The organism is Bacillus sp. NPDC094077 (genome assembly GCF_050279465.1).
In the GTDB taxonomy this organism is placed as follows: Bacteria; Bacillota; Bacilli; order Bacillales; family Bacillaceae_G; genus Bacillus_A.
In genome coordinates, this window is the sequence record NZ_JBNNUF010000003.1 from 239,666 (window position 1) to 257,498 (window position 17,833).

The following is a 17,833-nucleotide window of genomic DNA, read 5'->3' on the forward strand; positions in this document are numbered from 1 at the left end:
GAGAATGAAATATTTTAAAAGGATAAAACAAATATGGAGATATTAAATTTTTATAAAAGTGGGGAAGGGATATAGTAACGGATATATATATTGTTTCATGTATCATTACAAAATAGACGTACTGAAACTGAAAAAGTTTCTTCTATATAAATAGCGTGAAAAAACTGAAATACATGTAAAGGAAACTTGACGTAAAGTTTCCTTTACATGTATACTCGGTATAAGGGAGGAGGGAGAAATTTCCTTGGAAAATAAAATGGTCGAATACCGAAAAAAATTTGGACTATCTCAAGAAAAATTGGCTGAGAAACTTGGAGTTTCCAGGCAAACCATCATTTCAATTGAAAAAGGGAAATACGATCCGTCACTTCCGTTAGCATTTGAAATAGCGAAAACGTTTCAAACAACGATAGAACATGTATTTATTTATGAAGGAAAAGAAGAGGGGGAATAGGGATGAATTATTCACAGAAGTACTTTTTAATCATGGGAATTATTTTTTTAATTATGAGCGGAACTATGGTATTAGCAGGTATAATGACGCATTCCGCACCACCAACTCCAACTTATACAGTTCTTGCGATGATGATTATGTGTTTCTGCTTAAGTTACTTACACCCGCAATTTAAAGAAAAAGATGAGCGAATGAAACTCATTCGTTATAAAGGGATGTTCTTCAGTTTTTTTGCGTTAACAGCATATTATCTTCTTTTCTCTATTGGCTTAAATTTAAAAATAATTACACTATCTGCTACTGAACTATTGAACATACTAATGGCACTTACGATGAGTACCGTCTTTATCTCATTTGTTGTTTTATCGAAAAGATATTAAGATGGAAGAGAGAAAGGAAGATTAACATATGCAAATGATATATGCTTTTGGCATTGGACTTGTATTATTTTTAGCAGTATTCTTATTCATTCGTAAAGACGTTCAAGGCGGAACGTTAACGAAAAGAGGATTTTATAAACTAATTGGATGTTTAGTCGTTATGTTTATAGCGATTATCGTATTGATCGTTTTAATAAATCAATCACTGTAGAATTGAAAAATGAAACCTTACTTCGGTAGGGTTTTTCTTTTTTGGGGTTAATTCCAAAAAATTACCACGTAACCCATTTGCTATCTATATCTTATATTATATAGTCCAATGAAATGATAGATAAGGAGACTAGTGTATGAATAAAAACACTATCTTCTTTTTATTCACATGTCTATTACTTATAGCTAGTATTACTTATATAATATGTAACAAACGAGAACAAGTACCACCTATATTAGTATGGGAGGGCCAGGAATACTACGTTACGAATGAATCTGCAAAAGCAGAAGACATCGGGCAAAGACTTGGCGAAGGAATAAAAAAAATTGAAGCAAGTAAAAGACCTACTAAAAATAGTGAATCCAACACATTACAAGAAAAAACAGAAGTATTCACAATGATTGAAAAAGAAAAGATGATCACTCGCCCTTAATCATAAAGGAACCTTATAGTGAAGAATATAGAATAGTAAGGAGCATAAAATGTGGTTAATTTGTGCTACGGATACGGATTGATAGACAAAGATCCTTGTAGAAATGCTACAAGGATCTTTGTCTTTTGGAAAAGAATAGAAAATAAATCGTAAAAATGTTATACTAAAAAACGTTTGTAATGTAAGTTTTATACTATTATATAGTGATGACTTACTAGAAAAGAAAAGGTAAGAGGAGAATGAACGTGAAAAAGGTGAAGAAATTATTGCTGCTAATAATGGTAGTAGGATTAACAGTCGGTGTTTTAGCAGGATGCGCAAATCCGAAAGATACTGTTGAAGAATTTTTAACAGCAGTACAAAAAGGTGATGTAGAAAAGGCTCGTACATTTGTTGAAAGTGACAAAGAGTTTAGTAAACTAAATGAAAAAACAGATGATGCTGAAGCAAAAGCAATGCTAAGCGCAATTACTAAGAACTTTAAATTTGAAAAGCTAGAAGAAGTATCAAAAAACGATGATAAAGCAGAAGTGAAAGTGAAAATTACATCTGTCGATCTATCCGTTGCTGTAACAAAAGCAATGGGGGAAGTTATGCCAATGGCCTTCGCTAGTGCCTTTAGCGAAGATAAAGAACAATCTGAAAAAGCAATAGAAAAAACAATGACATCAGCTGTCATCAAACACTTATCAGATAAAGAGGCAACAATGGCAACTCGCGAAGTTACACTAAACTTAAAGAAAGACAAGGATGGCGATTACAAAATCGTGGCTGACGATAACTTGAAAGAAGTATTGTTTGCGAATGTGAAATCTTTGGAGAAGATGTTTGGTGGGAAGTAATTAACTGGGAAAATTTTTTAATTTTTATAAGAAGTGACTTAGATAAAAAAGAAACACCATATCACCTAGTAGGTTGATATGGTGTCTCTTTTTTTATGACCCCGGAGAGGCTCGAACTCACGACCTCCACCCTGTCAAGGTGGCGCTCTCCCTGCTGAGCTACGGGATCTTCAAAAATGCTTATGTGATAGCATCTTTAATCATTATGTTAAAGCAATTATATATAATTAACTGAAAATTTACAATGTTTTTATGTAGTAATTTTTTAAAGAGAAAGTGTAATAGAAAGAGGTTTTATTTCAGAAGTTATATTATGATGTATGTTTTTATATTTAATAAGTAGAAGATGCTGAAGTGTTACGATTTCCGATACCAATCCAAAGGACTTTCATTACTCAAATCAACAAGAAAAGGGAATAAGAAGTGTAAAGGTAAGCTTATAAGTTCTGGCATAGCGTTCAATGTTTTCTTTGCTAGATATTGTCTTCCGAAACAATAGGGACAATCTTTTTCAAACGTCATGAGTATCGACCATACATCTTTTACTTTCCACTTCGTTTTACAATATGTACAACGTGCCATGGAGTTCCTCCTCATTCTTGTTATTTTCTAATATATTCCATTTGATTTTACTAAAGTCAAGTGTACTTGGTGTGATAAAATGTAAGTTAGTTTGTTTCTTGTGAGGATGTATGCGGTAGTTTATGACCAAATGTATGTTGTGTGGCGTTTATATAATAAGAGGTTTTTATTTTCAATATGCAAATTGGCCAATATATCCTTTTTACAATCTACTAAAAATCATGTATAACAGAAGTACAAGACTATTTTATAAATATGCAGGAGTAGAGGGAGAATAATTGTAATGGTGAGAAAAACGTTCAAGATGCGTGTGTCTAGAAATAGAACGATTTCGATTAATGGTTCGATCCTTGATGTGGATGTTACACATGATGAGTTTTTGCAAGAGTTCGTTGAGTGGGTCGATTCTAAAGGTTGGTCGTTTATGGGGATGACGGATGAGATTACGCCCGAGGAAGCTAGTCAAAAGTTAATAGATTCGTTGATTGATGAGAAGGATAAGAAAGAGTAATTCCTTCTTATTTGTATTGTATATTTATGTTATTCATCGTAAAAGTATGATATAGTAAAAAATAGTGATTATTCTTCCAATTTAATACAAATTACATATAGAATTGGTAGAGTCATTTTTTTATGCTGGGAAAGTATAGTTTCTGAAAAGGGAGAGTCATATGGTAAATTTCAAGAAGATTTTTGCTTTTATTACAGTTATTAGTTTGTTTTTTTTGACACCTATGACGTTACGTGCTGAGACGAATATTGGAGTGAATCCGGAGCAAGTGGCACCACCACCTAAGGAAGGGCCAAATGTTTTTAGTCAGTTTGCAGCTACGATTGATGCGAAAACAGGTGATGTGTTGTATGACAAAAATGCACATCATCGTGCGTTTCCGGCTAGTATGACGAAAGTGTTAACGGCAATTTTACTTATGGAGCATACGAAGCCAGAGGAGCAGTTTACATTTTCGCAATTAGCATTAGATCAAGAGAAGAGTAATTATCAAATTGAGTTTCAACCTGGTGAGACGGTGAATAGAAATACTGCGCTTATGATTTTAATGGTGTTAAGTGCGAATGATGTGTCGTATGCGATTGCGGAGCATATTGGCGGAAGTGTTGAGAATTTCGCTAATATGATGAATGAAAAGGCGAAGCAATTAGGCGCTACAGATAGTCACTTTGTAACACCAAATGGATTGCATGATCCGAATCATTATACGACGCCGTATGATATGGCTATGATTACGAGAGGCGTGCAAAAGTATCCTGAAATTTTACAAGCGATGAATACGAAAAGAACGACAGTTACGACATCTAGGCAGACGGTGTCTATTTTTAATAAATCTACTTATTTTGAAAATCCATATAGTATTGGCGGTAAGACGGGGTTTACGAATGAAGCGCGTAATACGCTCGTTTTATTAAATGAGAAAGATGGAAATCGCATTATAAATGTAGTAATGGCTTCTCAAAGGCCTGAAATTTATGAAGATTTAAAGCAGATGGCTGAATATTCTTTTGGGCAATTTACGAAGCAAACTGTACTTGATAAACACAGTTGGCATCAAAAGACGACGTATTTAAATAAAGATGTTGATTCTGAGCTTGAAAAAAGTGCAGAGCTTATGCTTAAGAAAGATGAAGGGAAAAATGTAAAAACGGCTTTTCGGGTGAATCCAGTGAATACAGAATCTTTGTACCAAAAAGGAATTCATCGAGGTGAAGTAGTTGGTTCGGTAGATATCATAAAAAATAATCAAACAATTGCGACAGTAAATGTTCTTTCAAAAGAAGATGTTACTTTTGCGATGCCTAAAAAAGATACAGTTGCGCCTGAAGTAAAGGACTCCAATGTGAAAGTGATAAGTGTTGCGATAGGTGCCATTGTATTATTTGGAGCAGTTTTATATGTAGTGCTGCGCCGAAATAGACAAGGAATGAAATCAGAAGAAAAGTAAATTGCTAGTAGGAAGACTGTGAATAAGTTTTGTCACAGTCTTTTTTATATGCCTAAAAAACGATTTAACTAATAATTGTAAATTTTCTTATTGCAATTATTTGAAGTTCGTTATATCATTTACTTGTGTTCTTGTTAAAGAACAAGTTTAACATTGCATACTTCAAATAATATAAAACAACGGAGAGGGAGAGAGACGATGAAATTAATTTGGAAGGTAATTAGCAACGTTATCTCATTTGTTTTATTTGCATTGATGGTTTGCTTAGCTTTTGTAGTTATTTCTTCAAAAGCGAGCGGTGGTGACCCGACGGTGATGGGATATCAATTTAAGAGCGTTCTTTCAGGATCGATGGAACCAACGTTTTTAACAGGATCAATCATTGCGGTAGAGCCAACGAAAGATGGTTCTAAATATAAAAAGGGTGATGTTATTACCTTTAAAGAGAAAGATCAAAAAATTATCACTCACCGTATTATTGGTGTGAAAGATACAAATGGAAAAGTAATGTATGAAACAAAAGGGGATAACAATAACGGACCAGATTTAGAACCAGTACTTGCGGAGAATGTAATTGGAAAGTATGCAGATATTACAGTTCCGTATGTAGGTTATTTACTGAATTATGCGAATTCAAAAGCAGGAGCAGCATTATTACTTATTATTCCAGGGGTCTTTTTACTTGGTTATTCCGCGATTTCTATTTTTGGCGCTATTCGTAGCATCGACGGAGAAAAGAAAGAGAAAAAAGTAGAACAATCCGTCTAGTTCGTTTGGTTATACTTTCCTTTTAGGAAGTTAACAAATATAGATATATTAAGGGGATATGGACATGACTTTAAAGAAAAAATTAGGAATGGGTATCACATCAGCAGTACTAGGAGCAGCATTAGTTGGTGGAGGAACATTTGCATTTTTCAGCGACAAAGAAGTGTCAAACAATACATTTGCGGCTGGTACACTTGATTTAGCGGCAAACCCAACAACAGTAGTTGATGTATCAAATTTAAAACCTGGGGATACAATTAAAAGAGATTTTAAACTAGAGAATAAAGGCTCTTTAGACATTAAAAAAGTTTTACTGAAAACGGATTACAGTGTAGAGGATGCGAAGAAAGACAATAAAGATGATTTTGGTAAACATATTAAAGTAACATTCTTAAAAAATGTAGATAAGCATGAAACAATTATAAAAGAAACAACGCTAGATAAATTGAAGGGTGACACACTTACGGCAGTAGATAATGATTTATCTGCTTGGTTCTGGGATGAAAAAGGTATTTCAGCAGGTAAGTCTGATAAATTCACAGTAAAATTCGAGTTTGTTGATAATAAAAAAGATCAAAATGAATTCCAAGGCGATAAACTAAAATTAACGTGGACGTTTGATGCACAACAAACAGCGGGTGAAGAAAGATAATAATAGTAAAAAAGGGCTATCACATGGATAGCCCTTTTTCTATTTTTCTAGTATATGGCTATCAATTTTAATAGTTCTTTATTATAATATAGGTAACGTTCTGTATAAAGAACATAATGTTCGATGGGAGAGATTAAGATGCTGAAAAGACCACGTAATTTTAAAAAAATGCTTATATTGCCGTGTATGTGCTCTATTACGTTTTATTTAGGATCTCAAATCATGACGCATACAGAAGCGGCTTTCATTCATGAAACGAAAGTGGAAGCGACCATTTCTGCAGCAATTATATTTCCAAAAACAGTTAATACGTTAAAAGAGCAAGCTGAGCAACACAAACAGATTATTGAGCATGAGTATGGAACAATGAAGGGAAAGTTGGCAGCAACTTCTATCGAAGAAATTGAACAAGTAATTTCTATATGGCAACAAGGACGTGAGAAAATTGCTTCTGAGAAGGAAGCTTTACAAAGTGTATATACTACAATAGAAGCTCCTTACAATCAAATACAGGAAGAATTAAAAGTGAATAAAAGTGAGTCGATTCAGAAAGTAGCCGTATATGTGAATGAAGGCTTTCAGATTATAAAAGAGAAGCGCGATTATATTGAGAAAGAAGTTAGTTTGAAAGCTATTGATGAACAGATTCAGGCTCTTCAGCAACGATTAAACGTTGTAATTGAAGCGGAAGGACAAAAGAAAGCAGAAGAGCAAAAGAAAGTAGAAGAGCAAAAGAAAGTAGAAGAGCAAAAGAAAGTAGAAGAACAAAAGAAAGCTGAAGAACAAAAGAAAGCAGAAGAGCAAAAGAAAGTAGAAGAACAGAAAAAAGCAGAAGAACAGAAAAAAGTAGAAGAACAGAAAAAAGTAGAAGAACAGAAACAGGCGGAAACAGCGAAAAAGCTAGAACAAGTGGAGCATGAGAAGGCTGCTTCAACTAATCAAGAGAAACAATTGAAGAATAATAGTGTAGAGTCAGAGAAAGGGCCTGCACAAGTTGGCGATAGCCATGAAAAAGAATAATGCATATGAGTGTGAGGGAATAGTTTCCTTCGCACTTATTGTCTTGCTTTTGTGTTCTTCTAATATGAAATGTGTTGTAATGAGTGTTTAAGTTTCTGAAAAATCAAAACAATGTTGAGAAATTAAAATAATTGAAAATACTAAAAAATATTGTTGTATTTATATAGGTCTGTTCGTTATAATGAACTTAAGGTTTTTAAAAAAGAACAAGTATTAGCTTAGCTAATATAGTTTTAGTTATATCTCTTATTTATATAAGAGATAGCAATGTAAAAATACAAAAAACAGCTAGGGGGAATTGATTGTGAGTCTGAAAAAGAAATTAGGTATGGGAGTTGCATCAGCAGCATTGGGGTTATCTTTAATTGGTGGAGGAACGTTTGCATTCTTTAGCGATAAAGAAGTATCAAATAATACATTTGCAGCTGGGACATTAGATCTTACATTAAACCCTAAAACGCTTGTGGATATTAAAGATTTAAAACCAGGGGATTCTGTTAAGAAAGAGTTCTTATTAAAGAACGATGGTTCGTTAACAATTAAAGACGTTAAATTAGCAACAAAGTATACTGTGAAAGATGCAAAAGGTGATAATGCTGGTGAAGACTTTGGTAAGCACATTAAAGTCAAATTCATTTGGAATTGGGATAAACAAAGTGAGCCTGTATATGAAACAACTTTAGCAGACTTACAAAAAGCGGATCCAGATCTTTTAGCTAAAGACATCTTTGCTCCTGAGTGGGGAGAAAAGGGTGGATTAGAAGCTGGCACAGAGGATTATCTATGGGTACAATTTGTATTCGAAGATAATGGTCAAGACCAAAATAAATTCCAAGGTGATACATTGAATTTAGAATGGACATTCAATGCTAACCAAGAAGCTGGGGAAGAGAAATAATAAAAAAGCGGGTATCCCCCGCTTTTTTTTATAAAGAAAAAGAAGTGCCTGTTTTAAGCACTTCTTTCTATATATTATTTTTGATTTTTCTTCCATTGTGTAAATTCAAGAAATTCACGAAACTGTTCTTTAGAGACACCAGAGTTCATTGCGTCTTTAACGAGCTGCGTCCATTCGGAGTCTAGGTGAGCTTCCTTTGCTGTTTCGTCATGAAGTAAAGTATCAACTGGAATTTGTAGAACTGCGGCGATTTTTTCAAGAAACTGAATGGAAGGGTTTTTTTGTAAATTTCGTTCTATAGAACTAATGTAAGATTTAGCAACACCAGCTTTTTCGGCAAGTTCAGTTAATGAAATACCTTTTTGTAAACGAAGGCGTTTTATACGTTCTCCAATCATATTTGCGCACCTTTCTATCAATATGTCGTCGTCTTATGATGTCATTATTATAACATAAACTTCGTTAAAAAGAACAAGACTATTGAGCCTGACTTGATGGCTTCATACGTTGGAAAAAGTGTTCGATATCTTGCAGGGCGATACCAGCATCTAGAGCTTCAAGTATTAAATCAATCCATTCTTGATCCAGTGTGTCCGTCTTATCTTTGTACAATTGTAATTCCTCCCTAATTATCGGTCATAACTGCTGCTACAGAATAAATGATAATAAAACCGAATTTTTTATTTTATGTATCGAATTATCAAATATTGTGTAGGTAAAACAAAGATAAAATCCCCATTAAACTCCCTCAATGGAAATAATTATAAATTGTTCGCTAAAAACTTTCAATATTTTCAGAAAACATTGTTGAATTGTGATATATCCGTATACTAACTATGAAATTTTTACAAATATATTAAAAAAATTACATAATATAACTAAATATTGAAAAAATATTGAATTTTTAATAAAATTCAAATTGTAATACATATTATTTATTAGGGGAGGAAATAAGGGATGAAAAAGAAACCATTCAAAGTATTATCATCAATTGCCTTGACAGCTGCATTAGGTCTTTCATTCAGCGCTGGCACTCAGTCTGCATACGCTGAAACGCCTGGGAATAAGACAGCTACGAGCCCAGTTGATGACCATTTAATTCCAGAAGAGCGTTTAGCAGATGCGCTGAAAAAACGTGGGGTAATTGATTCGTCAGCTTCGGAGACAGAAACAAAGAAAGCTGTCGAAAAGTATGTAGAGAACAAAAAGGGTGAAAATCCTGGGAAAGAAGCAGCAAATGGGGACCAACTTACGAAAGAAGCGTCTGACTTTTTAAAGAAAGTGAAAGATGCAAAAGCAGACACGAAAGAAAAACTAGACCAACCAGCAACAGGGACACCTGCAGCGACAGGTCCAGCTAAAGGTGGTCTAAATGGTAAAGTACCAACTTCTCCAGCAAAGCAAAAAGGATATAACGGTGAAGTTCGTAAAGACAAGGTACTCGTTTTACTTGTAGAGTACGCTGACTTTAAACATAACAATATCGATAAAGAGCCTGGATACATGTATTCTAACGATTTTAACAAAGAACACTATGAAAAAATGTTATTCGGTAACGAGCCATTCACGTTAGATGATGGAAGCAAAATTGAAACGTTTAAACAATATTACGAAGAGCAATCTGGCGGTAGTTACACAGTGGACGGAACAGTAACAAAATGGTTAACGGTTCCTGGTAAAGCTGCTGATTACGGTGCAGATGCTCCGAGCGGCGGTCATGATAATAAAGGACCAAAAGGACCGCGTGATCTTGTAAAAGATGCGTTAAAAGCAGCTGTAGATAGCGGTATTGATTTATCAGAGTTTGACCAATTTGATCAATACGATGTAAACGGTGATGGAAATCAAAATCAACCGGACGGTTTAATTGACCACTTAATGATCATTCATGCGGGTGTTGGACAAGAAGCTGGCGGCGGTAAATTAGGTGATGATGCAATTTGGTCACATCGCTGGACAGTTGGACCAAAGCCATTCCCAATTGAAGGAACAAAATCGAAAGTTCCATATTGGGGCGGCAAAATGGCCGCATTTGACTACACAATTGAACCGGAAGATGGAGCGGTTGGTGTATTTGCACATGAATATGGTCATGATTTAGGTCTTCCAGATGAGTATGATACACAATATAGCGGTCAGGGTGAGCCGATTGAAGCTTGGTCTATTATGAGTGGCGGAAGCTGGGCTGGTAAAATCGCTGGAACGACGCCAACGAGTTTCTCACCACAAAATAAAGAGTTTTTCCAAAAAACAATTGGTGGTAACTGGGCAAATATCGTAGAAGTAGATTACGAGAAATTAAATAAAGGTATCGGTCTAGCAACATATTTAGACCAAAGTGTTACGAAATCAGATCGACCAGGTATGATTCGTGTTAACTTACCAGATAAAGATGTGAAAACAATTGAACCAGCATTTGGTAAGAAATATTATTACAGCACAAAAGGTGACGATCTTCACACAAAAATGGAAACACCGCTGTTCGATTTAACGAATGCAACGACTGCGAAATTTGATTTCAAGTCATTGTATGAGATTGAAGCAGAGTATGACTTCCTTGAAGTACACGCTGTAACAGAAGATGGACAACAAACGTTAATTGAAAGACTTGGTGAGAAAGCAAATAGTGGAAATGCAGATTCGACAAATGGAAAATGGATTGATAAATCATATGATTTAAGTCAATTCAAAGGCAAGAAAGTAAAATTAACATTTGATTACATTACTGATGGTGGTTTAGCATTAAATGGTTTCGCGCTAGATAATGCTTCATTAACAGTAGATGGTAAAGTGGTATTCTCTGATGATGCAGAAGGTACACCACAATTCAAATTAAATGGTTTTGTTGTTTCTAACGGAACAGAGAAGAAAAAACATAACTACTATGTAGAGTGGAGAAACTATGCTGGGGCAGATAACGCATTGAAATTTGCACGTGGCCCAGTATTTAACACTGGTATGGTTGTATGGTATGCGGATTCAGCTTACACAGATAACTGGGTTGGCATACATCCAGGACACGGTTTCCTTGGTGTAGTTGATTCTCATCCTGAAGCAATTGTGGGAACTTTAAATGGCAAACCAACAGTGAAAAGTAGTACACGATTCCAAATCGCTGATGCGGCGTTCTCATTCGACAAAACGCCAGCTTGGAAAGTTGTATCTCCAACGCGTGGAACGTTTACGTATGACGGCTTAGCAGGTGTACCGAAGTTTGATGATTCTAAAACGTATATTAATCAGCAGATTCCAGATGCAGGACGTATTTTACCGAATCTTGGTCTGAAGTTTGAAGTAGTAGGACAAGCTGATGATAATTCTGCAGGTGCTGTTCGTTTATATCGTTAATACAGTAAAACTACCGAGGGATGTTCTTTCGGTAGTTTTTTTTGAGCAATGAATTTTATATAAAAGAAAAAATTATATATAATGTAATTTTACGAATAGAAATTTGTTTCATATGAAGTCTATATAAATAATGAAAGAATTGGATAAAAATAGTGGGAGAAGGTGAGTGGATGAGTGTTTCTTCTATTGTAAGTAAGCAAAAGGAATATTTTTTTAAAGGTCATACGAGAAGCGTAGAAACAAGAAAAAAGAATTTGAAGAAGCTGTATGCTGGAATCCAGCATTTTGAAGAAGAGATATTTCAAGCATTGAAATTAGATTTAAATAAGTCAGTTCACGAATCGTTTACAACAGAAATTGGATATGTATTAAAAGAAATTTCTTTTCAATTGAAACATATTTCATCGTGGAGTAAACCGAAGCGTGTTCAAACAGCGCTTACTCATTTTGGGTCGAAGGGGAAAGTGGTACCAGAACCGTATGGTGTGACGCTTATTATGGCGCCATGGAACTATCCGTTTCAATTAGCAATTGCACCACTTGTTGGAGCGTTGGCAGCTGGCAATACAGTTGTTTTAAAGCCGTCAGAGTTAACGCCAAACGTTTCAAAAGTGCTTACGAGAATGTTAGAGGAATTATTCCAAGAAGAGCTTGTAGCGGTAGTAGAAGGTGGCGTTGAAGAGAGTACAGCTTTGTTAAAGGAACCATTTGATTATATTTTCTTTACTGGTAGTGTTGGCGTTGGGAAGGTTGTAATGGAAGCAGCTGCGAAAAGGTTAACGCCGCTTACGTTAGAACTTGGTGGTAAAAGCCCCTGTATTGTACATAAAGATGCAAAGATAGATGTAACAGCAAGACGGATTGTTTGGGGCAAGTTTTTAAATGCAGGGCAGACGTGTGTTGCACCGGATTATATGTATGTTCATTCTTCCGTGAAAGAACAGTTAATCGAGGCGTTACGACATGAAATTACAACGCAGTATGGAAAAGATCCACTGAACAATGACAATTACGTACGAATTGTGAGTGAGCGTCATTTTGAACGATTATGTACATTTTTGAAAGAGGGAAAAAACGCAATCGGCGGGAATTATAAAAAAGAAACGTTACATATTGAACCAACAGTGTTAACAAATGTTACATGGCAAAGTGCTGTTATGGAAGATGAAATTTTCGGACCGATTTTACCAATTATAGAGTATGACAACATAGAAGACGTAGTTGAAACGATTCAGCAACATCCGAAGCCGTTAGCTTTATATATTTTTTCTGAAGATAAAGAAGTGCAAAAGAAAGTGACGAGCAATATTTCATATGGCGGAGGTTGTATTAATGATGTTGTCTATCATCTTGCAACACCATATTTACCTTTTGGAGGCGTTGGAAGCAGTGGATTAGGGAGTTATCATGGGGAAGAAAGTTTTCGGACTTTTTCACATTATAAAAGCATTTTAGCCCAATCTACAGCATTCGACATGAAAATTCGTTACTCTTCTACAAAAAGTGCTTTAAAATTTATACGAAAGTTGTTAAAATGATGATGGTGTTTATCAGTAGGCGTAGCCGTATGATAATAGCCCCTTCGCAATGGAAGGGGTTTTTCTGTTCGACATTATGTATCGTGCGAAAATGAATCAAACATACTACATAGAGAATAGAAGTGAACGCTACTAATAACCATTTTTGTTTGGATCGAAACAAAAAATAGTCTATAGAACATAAATATTTATTCATGAATATAAAAATTAAAATTTGAGGTAGATAGGACGGGAAAATGAAAAAGATTATTAAAGTTGAAGCAGTAGAAAAACATTTTGGAAATCAAGTGATTATCCCACCTCTTTCTTTAGATATTAAAGAAGGAGAGTTTTTAACAATTTTAGGACCGAGTGGTTGCGGGAAAACGACTTTACTTCGTATGATCGCAGGATTTGAAACTCCGACTAAAGGGAATCTTTTATTGGATGATGAAAAGATTAACGATTTGCCGCCATATAAGCGTCATATGAACTTAGTGTTCCAACATTATGCACTATTCCCACATATGACAGTGGAGAAAAACATTTGTTTCGGTATGAAAATGCAAAAAATACCAGCAGCAGAACAGAAAGAACGTGCTGAAGAGGCAATGCGTTTAACGCAGTTACTTGAGTTCCGTAATCGTAAACCTGCGAAGCTTTCTGGTGGACAGCAGCAGCGTGTAGCAATTGCAAGAGCGATTGTAAATAACCCACGCGTATTACTCTTAGATGAGCCACTTGGAGCGCTTGACTTTAAGTTGCGAAAAGACTTGCAACGTGAATTGAAAAACTTACAACGTAATTTAGGAATTACGTTCATATACGTAACACACGATCAAGAAGAAGCGATGAGCATGAGTGATCGGATCGTTGTTATGAACAAAGGACATATTGAACAAATCGGAACGCCGAAAGAAATTTATAATCAGCCGAAAACGTTGTTCGTTGCGACATTTATCGGTGAAAATAATATTGTGAAAAACGGGGAAAGCTATGTAGCAATTCGCCCTGAAAATGTAAAGGTGCGTTCAGTTGAAGAACCAATTTTAAAAGAATACCATCTTGGACATATTGAAGATATTGAGTTTGTTGGAAATATGGAAAAGCTTTATGTACGTGATGAGAAAACATCAGAATTACTAATGGCATATCAAACTGCTGAAGAAGTAGCACAGTGGGGCATTGGAGATAATGTATACGTAGGCTGGGAGCAAGAGGACGAGGTGACCTTAAATTGAAAAAAGGGAAATTACTCGCACTACCTACAGTGGCGTGGCTGTTAATCTTCTTCCTTATTCCGCTTGTGTTCGTATTAGGATTCGCCTTCATGCAGCGCGGAGCATACGGGACAGTGGAAATGCAGTTTACGCTAGATAATATAGCGCGCGTGTTTGATCCACTGTATATGGGTACGTTATGGGAAACAGTAAAGATAGCTGTTATTACAACAGTATTATGTTTATTAATTGGCTATCCATTTGCATATACGATTACAATTGTTGATCGTAAATACCGTTCTATTCTTTTATTATTAGCAACGATTCCGTTTTGGATTAACTTCCTTGTTCGTTCATACGCATGGATTGTTATTTTACGTTCACAAGGTCTTGTAAATACGTTGCTATTGAAACTAGGTATTATTAGTGAGCCGTTAAATTTACTATATAATACACCTTCTGTAGTATTAGGGATGGTATATTCTTTATTACCATTTATGATTTTACCAGTGTATGCGGCTATTGAGCAGCTTGATAAGCGCAAACTAGAAGCAGCTTACGATTTAGGGGCAACACCATTAAAAGCATTTTGGAATGTAACATTACCGATGACAATGTCAGGAGTTGCTACAGGTTCTATTTTAGTATTCGTTTCTTCTATCGGAATGTTTGTTGTATCAGACGTGATGGGTGGATCGAAAGTAGCATTAATCGGAAACGTAATTCAAAACCAATTCTTAGGTGCGCGTGACTGGCCGTTTGGTTCTGCGTTATCAATTATCGTAGTTCTATTCTCTGTTCTGTTAATTTACTTATATTATCGTGCAACGAAAGTATATAAATATGATGGAAACGGAGGGGAATAGGCAAAGATGAAGAAGTTTTTAGTTTCTTATTCTTGGTTAATTTTATTATTTTTGTATTTTCCAATGATGGTTTTAATGGTATATTCCTTCAACGATTCTCGTATTAATGCGGAGTGGGAAGGATTTACATTCCATTGGTATACAGATTTATTTCAAAAACAAGATGTTATTGATGCGTTTATAAATAGTATGACGATTGCGATTATAACGACTGTCGTAACAACGGTGCTTGGTGTATTTTTTGCTATCGCATTACATCGTTATAAATATCGTTTTGAAGGGGCTATTAACGGCCTTGTATACTTACCAATTTTAATTCCTGATATTTTAATGGGTTTATCTTTACTTATCTTATTTAGTCAATTAGGTATGGAACTTGGACAAGTAACGATTATTATCGCACATATTACATTTAGTATTTCATTTGTTGTTGTTATTTTAGCGGCCCGCCTTTCTAGTATGGGACGTGATTTAGAAGAGGCTGCAAATGATTTAGGAGCAACGCCTTGGCAAACGTTTCGCTATGTAACGTTTCCAGCAATCGCACCGGGAGTTATTTCAGCAGCATTATTAACATTCACATTATCAATTGATGATTTTGTAATTAGTTTCTTCGTATCAGGACCAGGATCAACAACATTGCCATTATACATTTACAGTATGGTTAAGCGCGGAGTATCACCTGAAATTAATGCACTGTCTACAATTTTAATTGTTGTTATCGTAGGATTAATGGTTCTATCAGAAATCTTCCGTAACAAAGGTGCAGATGGTGAAGAAAACTCTGGAGGACACCTTCCTTTATAATACGAACGATATAGAAAGTACGAGGGGGTAATAAACCGATGAAATTAGTGAAGAGATTAGCTGGCGCAGCAATTAGCTTTAGCCTTGTTGCTGGTGTACTTGCTGGTTGTGGTGAAAAGAAAGAAGAATTAAATATTTATAGCTGGGCTGACAATTTTGATGAGCAAGTTCTAAAGGATTTTGAAAAGAAATATAACGTGAAAATTAACTATGATAAGTACGCGAGTAACGAAGAAATGCTTGCGAAATTACAAGCTGGTGGCGCGAAGTATGACTTAATTCAGCCGTCTGATTACATGGTTAAAACAATGGCAAAAATGGACTTATTAGAGCCATTAGATAAGAAGAACATCCCAAATATCGAAAATATGGTTTCTAATTTCAAAACACCTGCGTTTGATCCAGAGAATAAGTATTCTTTAGTATACACTTGGGGTGTAACGGGAATTGCATACAATAAAAAGTTTGTGAAAGAAGCACCTACAAGTTGGGCTGATTTATGGAATGAGAAATATAAAGGACATGTAACGTTACTAAACGATTCTCGTGAAGTATTAGGAATGGGTCTTAAGAAGCATGGATTCTCAAACAGCACGAAAGACGATGCACAATTAAAGACAGCAGCTACTGATTTACAGAAGTTACTTCCAAACTTATTAGCATTTGATACAGATAACATTAAACAAAAGTTCATTACAGAAGATGCTTGGATCGGTACTGTTTGGTCTGGTGACGCTGCATTTATCGCGAAAGATAATAAAGATGTAGAATACGTTGTACCAAAAGAAGGCGGCACAATTTGGGCTGATACGTTAGCAATTCCAAAAGGTGCAAAACATAAAGAGCTTGCAGAGAAATTTATGAACTACTTATTAGATGAAAAAGTAAGTGTGAAAAACTACGAGTCAATTGGTTACAGTAATCCAAATGAAAAAGCTTATCCTCTTCATAGTAAAGAATATCGTGATAACCACATGATCTTCTTAACGAAAGAAGAATTAGATCGCACAGAATGGCTTGTTGATGTAGACGATAAGTTAAAAGACTATGATCGTTACTGGACAGAGTTAAAAACAAAAGGTAAATAAGTAAGGAAATGCGGTTTCTAAAATAGAAATCGCATTTTTTCATAGTAGGAGGAAATCGTTTGAAGAAGAAGTTACATAAGTATGAGGTAATGTGTATCGTTTTATTACTTGCTGTATTTGGCATTATTGCATGGCGAGTACATGTAGGTGGCGTTACAATGATGGATATATACGTACGAGGGTTGGTAAACGGATTACAAACAGAAAACTCACTTACATTTTTCTCATATTTTACAAAGATGGGATCTGCGATTGGGGTAGTAACCACGCTCGTAATAAGTTTGCTTGTTTTTTGGAAGAAGCGTTATTATGCTGCGATGATTGTGTACCCAATGGGTATTTTAATCACACATCTTGTTAATAAAGGAATAAAAGAAATTGTAAAAAGAGACCGTCCGTCATTAAATGAGGCACTTGACGCACTTGGATATAGCTTCCCAAGTGGACATGCAATGCTATCTATTATGACATTTGGTTTTCTTGCCTATATCATTGCTGCCAATTTGAAGAGTGTAGCTGGGAAATGTGGTATTACAATGTTGCTGGGAATATTAATTATATGGATTGGATTAAGTAGAGTTATTTTAAATGTTCATTATCCGACTGATATTTTAGCAGGTTACTGCGTAGGTGGGATTTTGTTAATTATAGCAATTTATTGTCATCGTTTACTTACCGAGAGGCTTCAGCTTAATAAAGAGAGATAGAAAAATGTCTGGAGAAACTATCATTATAGTGTTTCCAGACATTTTTTGTTTATATAAAGATATGATACAGTATAAGTGATAA

General features: G+C 35.2%; 20 protein-coding genes, 1 tRNA gene and 1 pseudogene. 18 read left to right on the forward strand and 4 right to left on the reverse strand.

What is annotated here, in order from left to right; genetic code table 11:
- The first annotated feature begins 244 nt into the window (after window positions 1-244).
- The 5 genes and pseudogenes from ACQKNR_RS09890 (at window position 245) to ACQKNR_RS09910 (ending at window position 2,320) form a co-directional block, all read left to right on the forward strand.
- Window positions 245-454: a helix-turn-helix transcriptional regulator gene (locus ACQKNR_RS09890; RefSeq protein ID WP_000428506.1), complete on the forward strand. Its 210-nt coding sequence runs from the start codon at window positions 245-247 to the stop codon at window positions 452-454.
- Window positions 455-456: 2 nt separating this feature from the next.
- Window positions 457-834 carry a permease gene (locus ACQKNR_RS09895; RefSeq protein ID WP_427317417.1) on the forward strand — a complete coding sequence of 126 codons (378 nt, stop codon included), beginning with the start codon at window positions 457-459 and terminating at the stop codon, window positions 832-834.
- Window positions 835-862: 28 nt separating this feature from the next.
- Entirely contained in the window at window positions 863-1,045 is a 183-nt protein-coding gene (locus tag ACQKNR_RS09900; RefSeq protein WP_242272096.1) for a DUF3976 domain-containing protein, read from the forward strand.
- A 136-nt stretch (window positions 1,046-1,181) separates the two neighbouring features.
- Window positions 1,182-1,537 (forward strand): annotated as a pseudogene (locus ACQKNR_RS09905) (hypothetical protein).
- 186 nt (window positions 1,538-1,723) lie between these two features.
- On the forward strand, window positions 1,724-2,320 hold the full coding sequence (locus tag ACQKNR_RS09910) for a hypothetical protein (protein ID WP_427317419.1): 597 nt from the start codon (window positions 1,724-1,726) through the stop codon (window positions 2,318-2,320).
- Window positions 2,321-2,416: 96 nt separating this feature from the next.
- Here ACQKNR_RS09910 and ACQKNR_RS09915 read toward each other — a convergent pair.
- Window positions 2,417-2,489 (reverse strand) — tRNA-Val (locus ACQKNR_RS09915).
- Between the two features lie 188 nt (window positions 2,490-2,677).
- Window positions 2,678-2,902, reverse strand: coding sequence for a hypothetical protein (locus tag ACQKNR_RS09920; protein WP_427317420.1), 225 nt, complete (start codon window positions 2,900-2,902; stop codon window positions 2,678-2,680).
- Between the two features lie 283 nt (window positions 2,903-3,185).
- On the opposite strand from ACQKNR_RS09920, the gene ACQKNR_RS09925 reads away from it, so the two are divergent.
- The 6 genes from ACQKNR_RS09925 (at window position 3,186) to calY (ending at window position 8,198) form a co-directional block, all read left to right on the forward strand.
- Complete coding sequence (locus tag ACQKNR_RS09925; protein WP_000251864.1) at window positions 3,186-3,413, forward strand: hypothetical protein; 228 nt, start codon at window positions 3,186-3,188, stop codon at window positions 3,411-3,413.
- 160 nt (window positions 3,414-3,573) lie between these two features.
- A complete protein-coding gene (locus ACQKNR_RS09930) occupies window positions 3,574-4,860 on the forward strand; it encodes a D-alanyl-D-alanine carboxypeptidase family protein (RefSeq protein WP_427317422.1) in 1,287 nt (428 codons plus the stop codon).
- Between the two features lie 198 nt (window positions 4,861-5,058).
- Entirely contained in the window at window positions 5,059-5,628 is a 570-nt protein-coding gene (gene sipW / locus ACQKNR_RS09935) for a signal peptidase I SipW (protein WP_427317424.1), read from the forward strand.
- Window positions 5,629-5,692: 64 nt separating this feature from the next.
- A complete protein-coding gene (locus ACQKNR_RS09940) occupies window positions 5,693-6,280 on the forward strand; it encodes a TasA family protein (protein WP_427317426.1) in 588 nt (195 codons plus the stop codon).
- A 123-nt stretch (window positions 6,281-6,403) separates the two neighbouring features.
- Window positions 6,404-7,300, forward strand: coding sequence for a DUF4047 domain-containing protein (locus ACQKNR_RS09945; RefSeq protein ID WP_427317428.1), 897 nt, complete (start codon window positions 6,404-6,406; stop codon window positions 7,298-7,300).
- 304 nt (window positions 7,301-7,604) lie between these two features.
- Window positions 7,605-8,198 (forward strand): biofilm matrix protein CalY, encoded by a 594-nt coding sequence (gene calY / locus ACQKNR_RS09950; RefSeq protein ID WP_427317430.1) that lies wholly within the window; start codon window positions 7,605-7,607, stop codon window positions 8,196-8,198.
- 74 nt (window positions 8,199-8,272) lie between these two features.
- On the opposite strand, the gene ACQKNR_RS09955 is transcribed toward calY, so the two are convergent.
- Together ACQKNR_RS09955 and ACQKNR_RS09960 are read right to left on the reverse strand one after the other, a co-directional pair.
- Window positions 8,273-8,596, reverse strand: a complete 324-nt coding sequence (locus ACQKNR_RS09955; RefSeq protein WP_427317432.1) for a helix-turn-helix domain-containing protein — start codon at window positions 8,594-8,596, stop codon at window positions 8,273-8,275.
- 79 nt (window positions 8,597-8,675) lie between these two features.
- Complete coding sequence (locus tag ACQKNR_RS09960; RefSeq protein ID WP_000276222.1) at window positions 8,676-8,810, reverse strand: anti-repressor SinI family protein; 135 nt, start codon at window positions 8,808-8,810, stop codon at window positions 8,676-8,678.
- Between the two features lie 345 nt (window positions 8,811-9,155).
- On the opposite strand from ACQKNR_RS09960, the gene inhA1 reads away from it, so the two are divergent.
- The 7 genes from inhA1 (at window position 9,156) to ACQKNR_RS09995 (ending at window position 17,751) form a co-directional block, all read left to right on the forward strand.
- Window positions 9,156-11,546, forward strand: a complete 2,391-nt coding sequence (gene inhA1, locus ACQKNR_RS09965) for a M6 family metalloprotease immune inhibitor InhA1 (protein ID WP_427317433.1) — start codon at window positions 9,156-9,158, stop codon at window positions 11,544-11,546.
- Window positions 11,547-11,716: 170 nt separating this feature from the next.
- On the forward strand, window positions 11,717-13,084 hold the full coding sequence (locus ACQKNR_RS09970) for an aldehyde dehydrogenase (protein ID WP_427317435.1): 1,368 nt from the start codon (window positions 11,717-11,719) through the stop codon (window positions 13,082-13,084).
- A 236-nt stretch (window positions 13,085-13,320) separates the two neighbouring features.
- Window positions 13,321-14,304 (forward strand): spermidine/putrescine ABC transporter ATP-binding protein PotA, encoded by a 984-nt coding sequence (gene potA / locus ACQKNR_RS09975; protein ID WP_427317437.1) that lies wholly within the window; start codon window positions 13,321-13,323, stop codon window positions 14,302-14,304.
- The gene (gene potB / locus ACQKNR_RS09980; protein ID WP_193411549.1) at window positions 14,301-15,149 is read left to right on the forward strand and encodes a spermidine/putrescine ABC transporter permease PotB; all 849 of its coding nucleotides are present in this window, start codon (window positions 14,301-14,303) and stop codon (window positions 15,147-15,149) included. The genes potA and potB overlap by 4 nt, the downstream gene beginning before the upstream one ends.
- Before the next feature lie 6 nt (window positions 15,150-15,155).
- Window positions 15,156-15,956 (forward strand): spermidine/putrescine ABC transporter permease PotC, encoded by an 801-nt coding sequence (potC, locus tag ACQKNR_RS09985; RefSeq protein WP_427317439.1) that lies wholly within the window; start codon window positions 15,156-15,158, stop codon window positions 15,954-15,956.
- 38 nt (window positions 15,957-15,994) lie between these two features.
- The gene (potD, locus tag ACQKNR_RS09990) at window positions 15,995-17,044 is read left to right on the forward strand and encodes a spermidine/putrescine ABC transporter substrate-binding protein PotD (protein WP_427317441.1); all 1,050 of its coding nucleotides are present in this window, start codon (window positions 15,995-15,997) and stop codon (window positions 17,042-17,044) included.
- A 59-nt stretch (window positions 17,045-17,103) separates the two neighbouring features.
- Window positions 17,104-17,751: a phosphatase PAP2 family protein gene (locus ACQKNR_RS09995; RefSeq protein ID WP_427317443.1), complete on the forward strand. Its 648-nt coding sequence runs from the start codon at window positions 17,104-17,106 to the stop codon at window positions 17,749-17,751.
- Window positions 17,752-17,833: the final 82 nt, after the last annotated feature.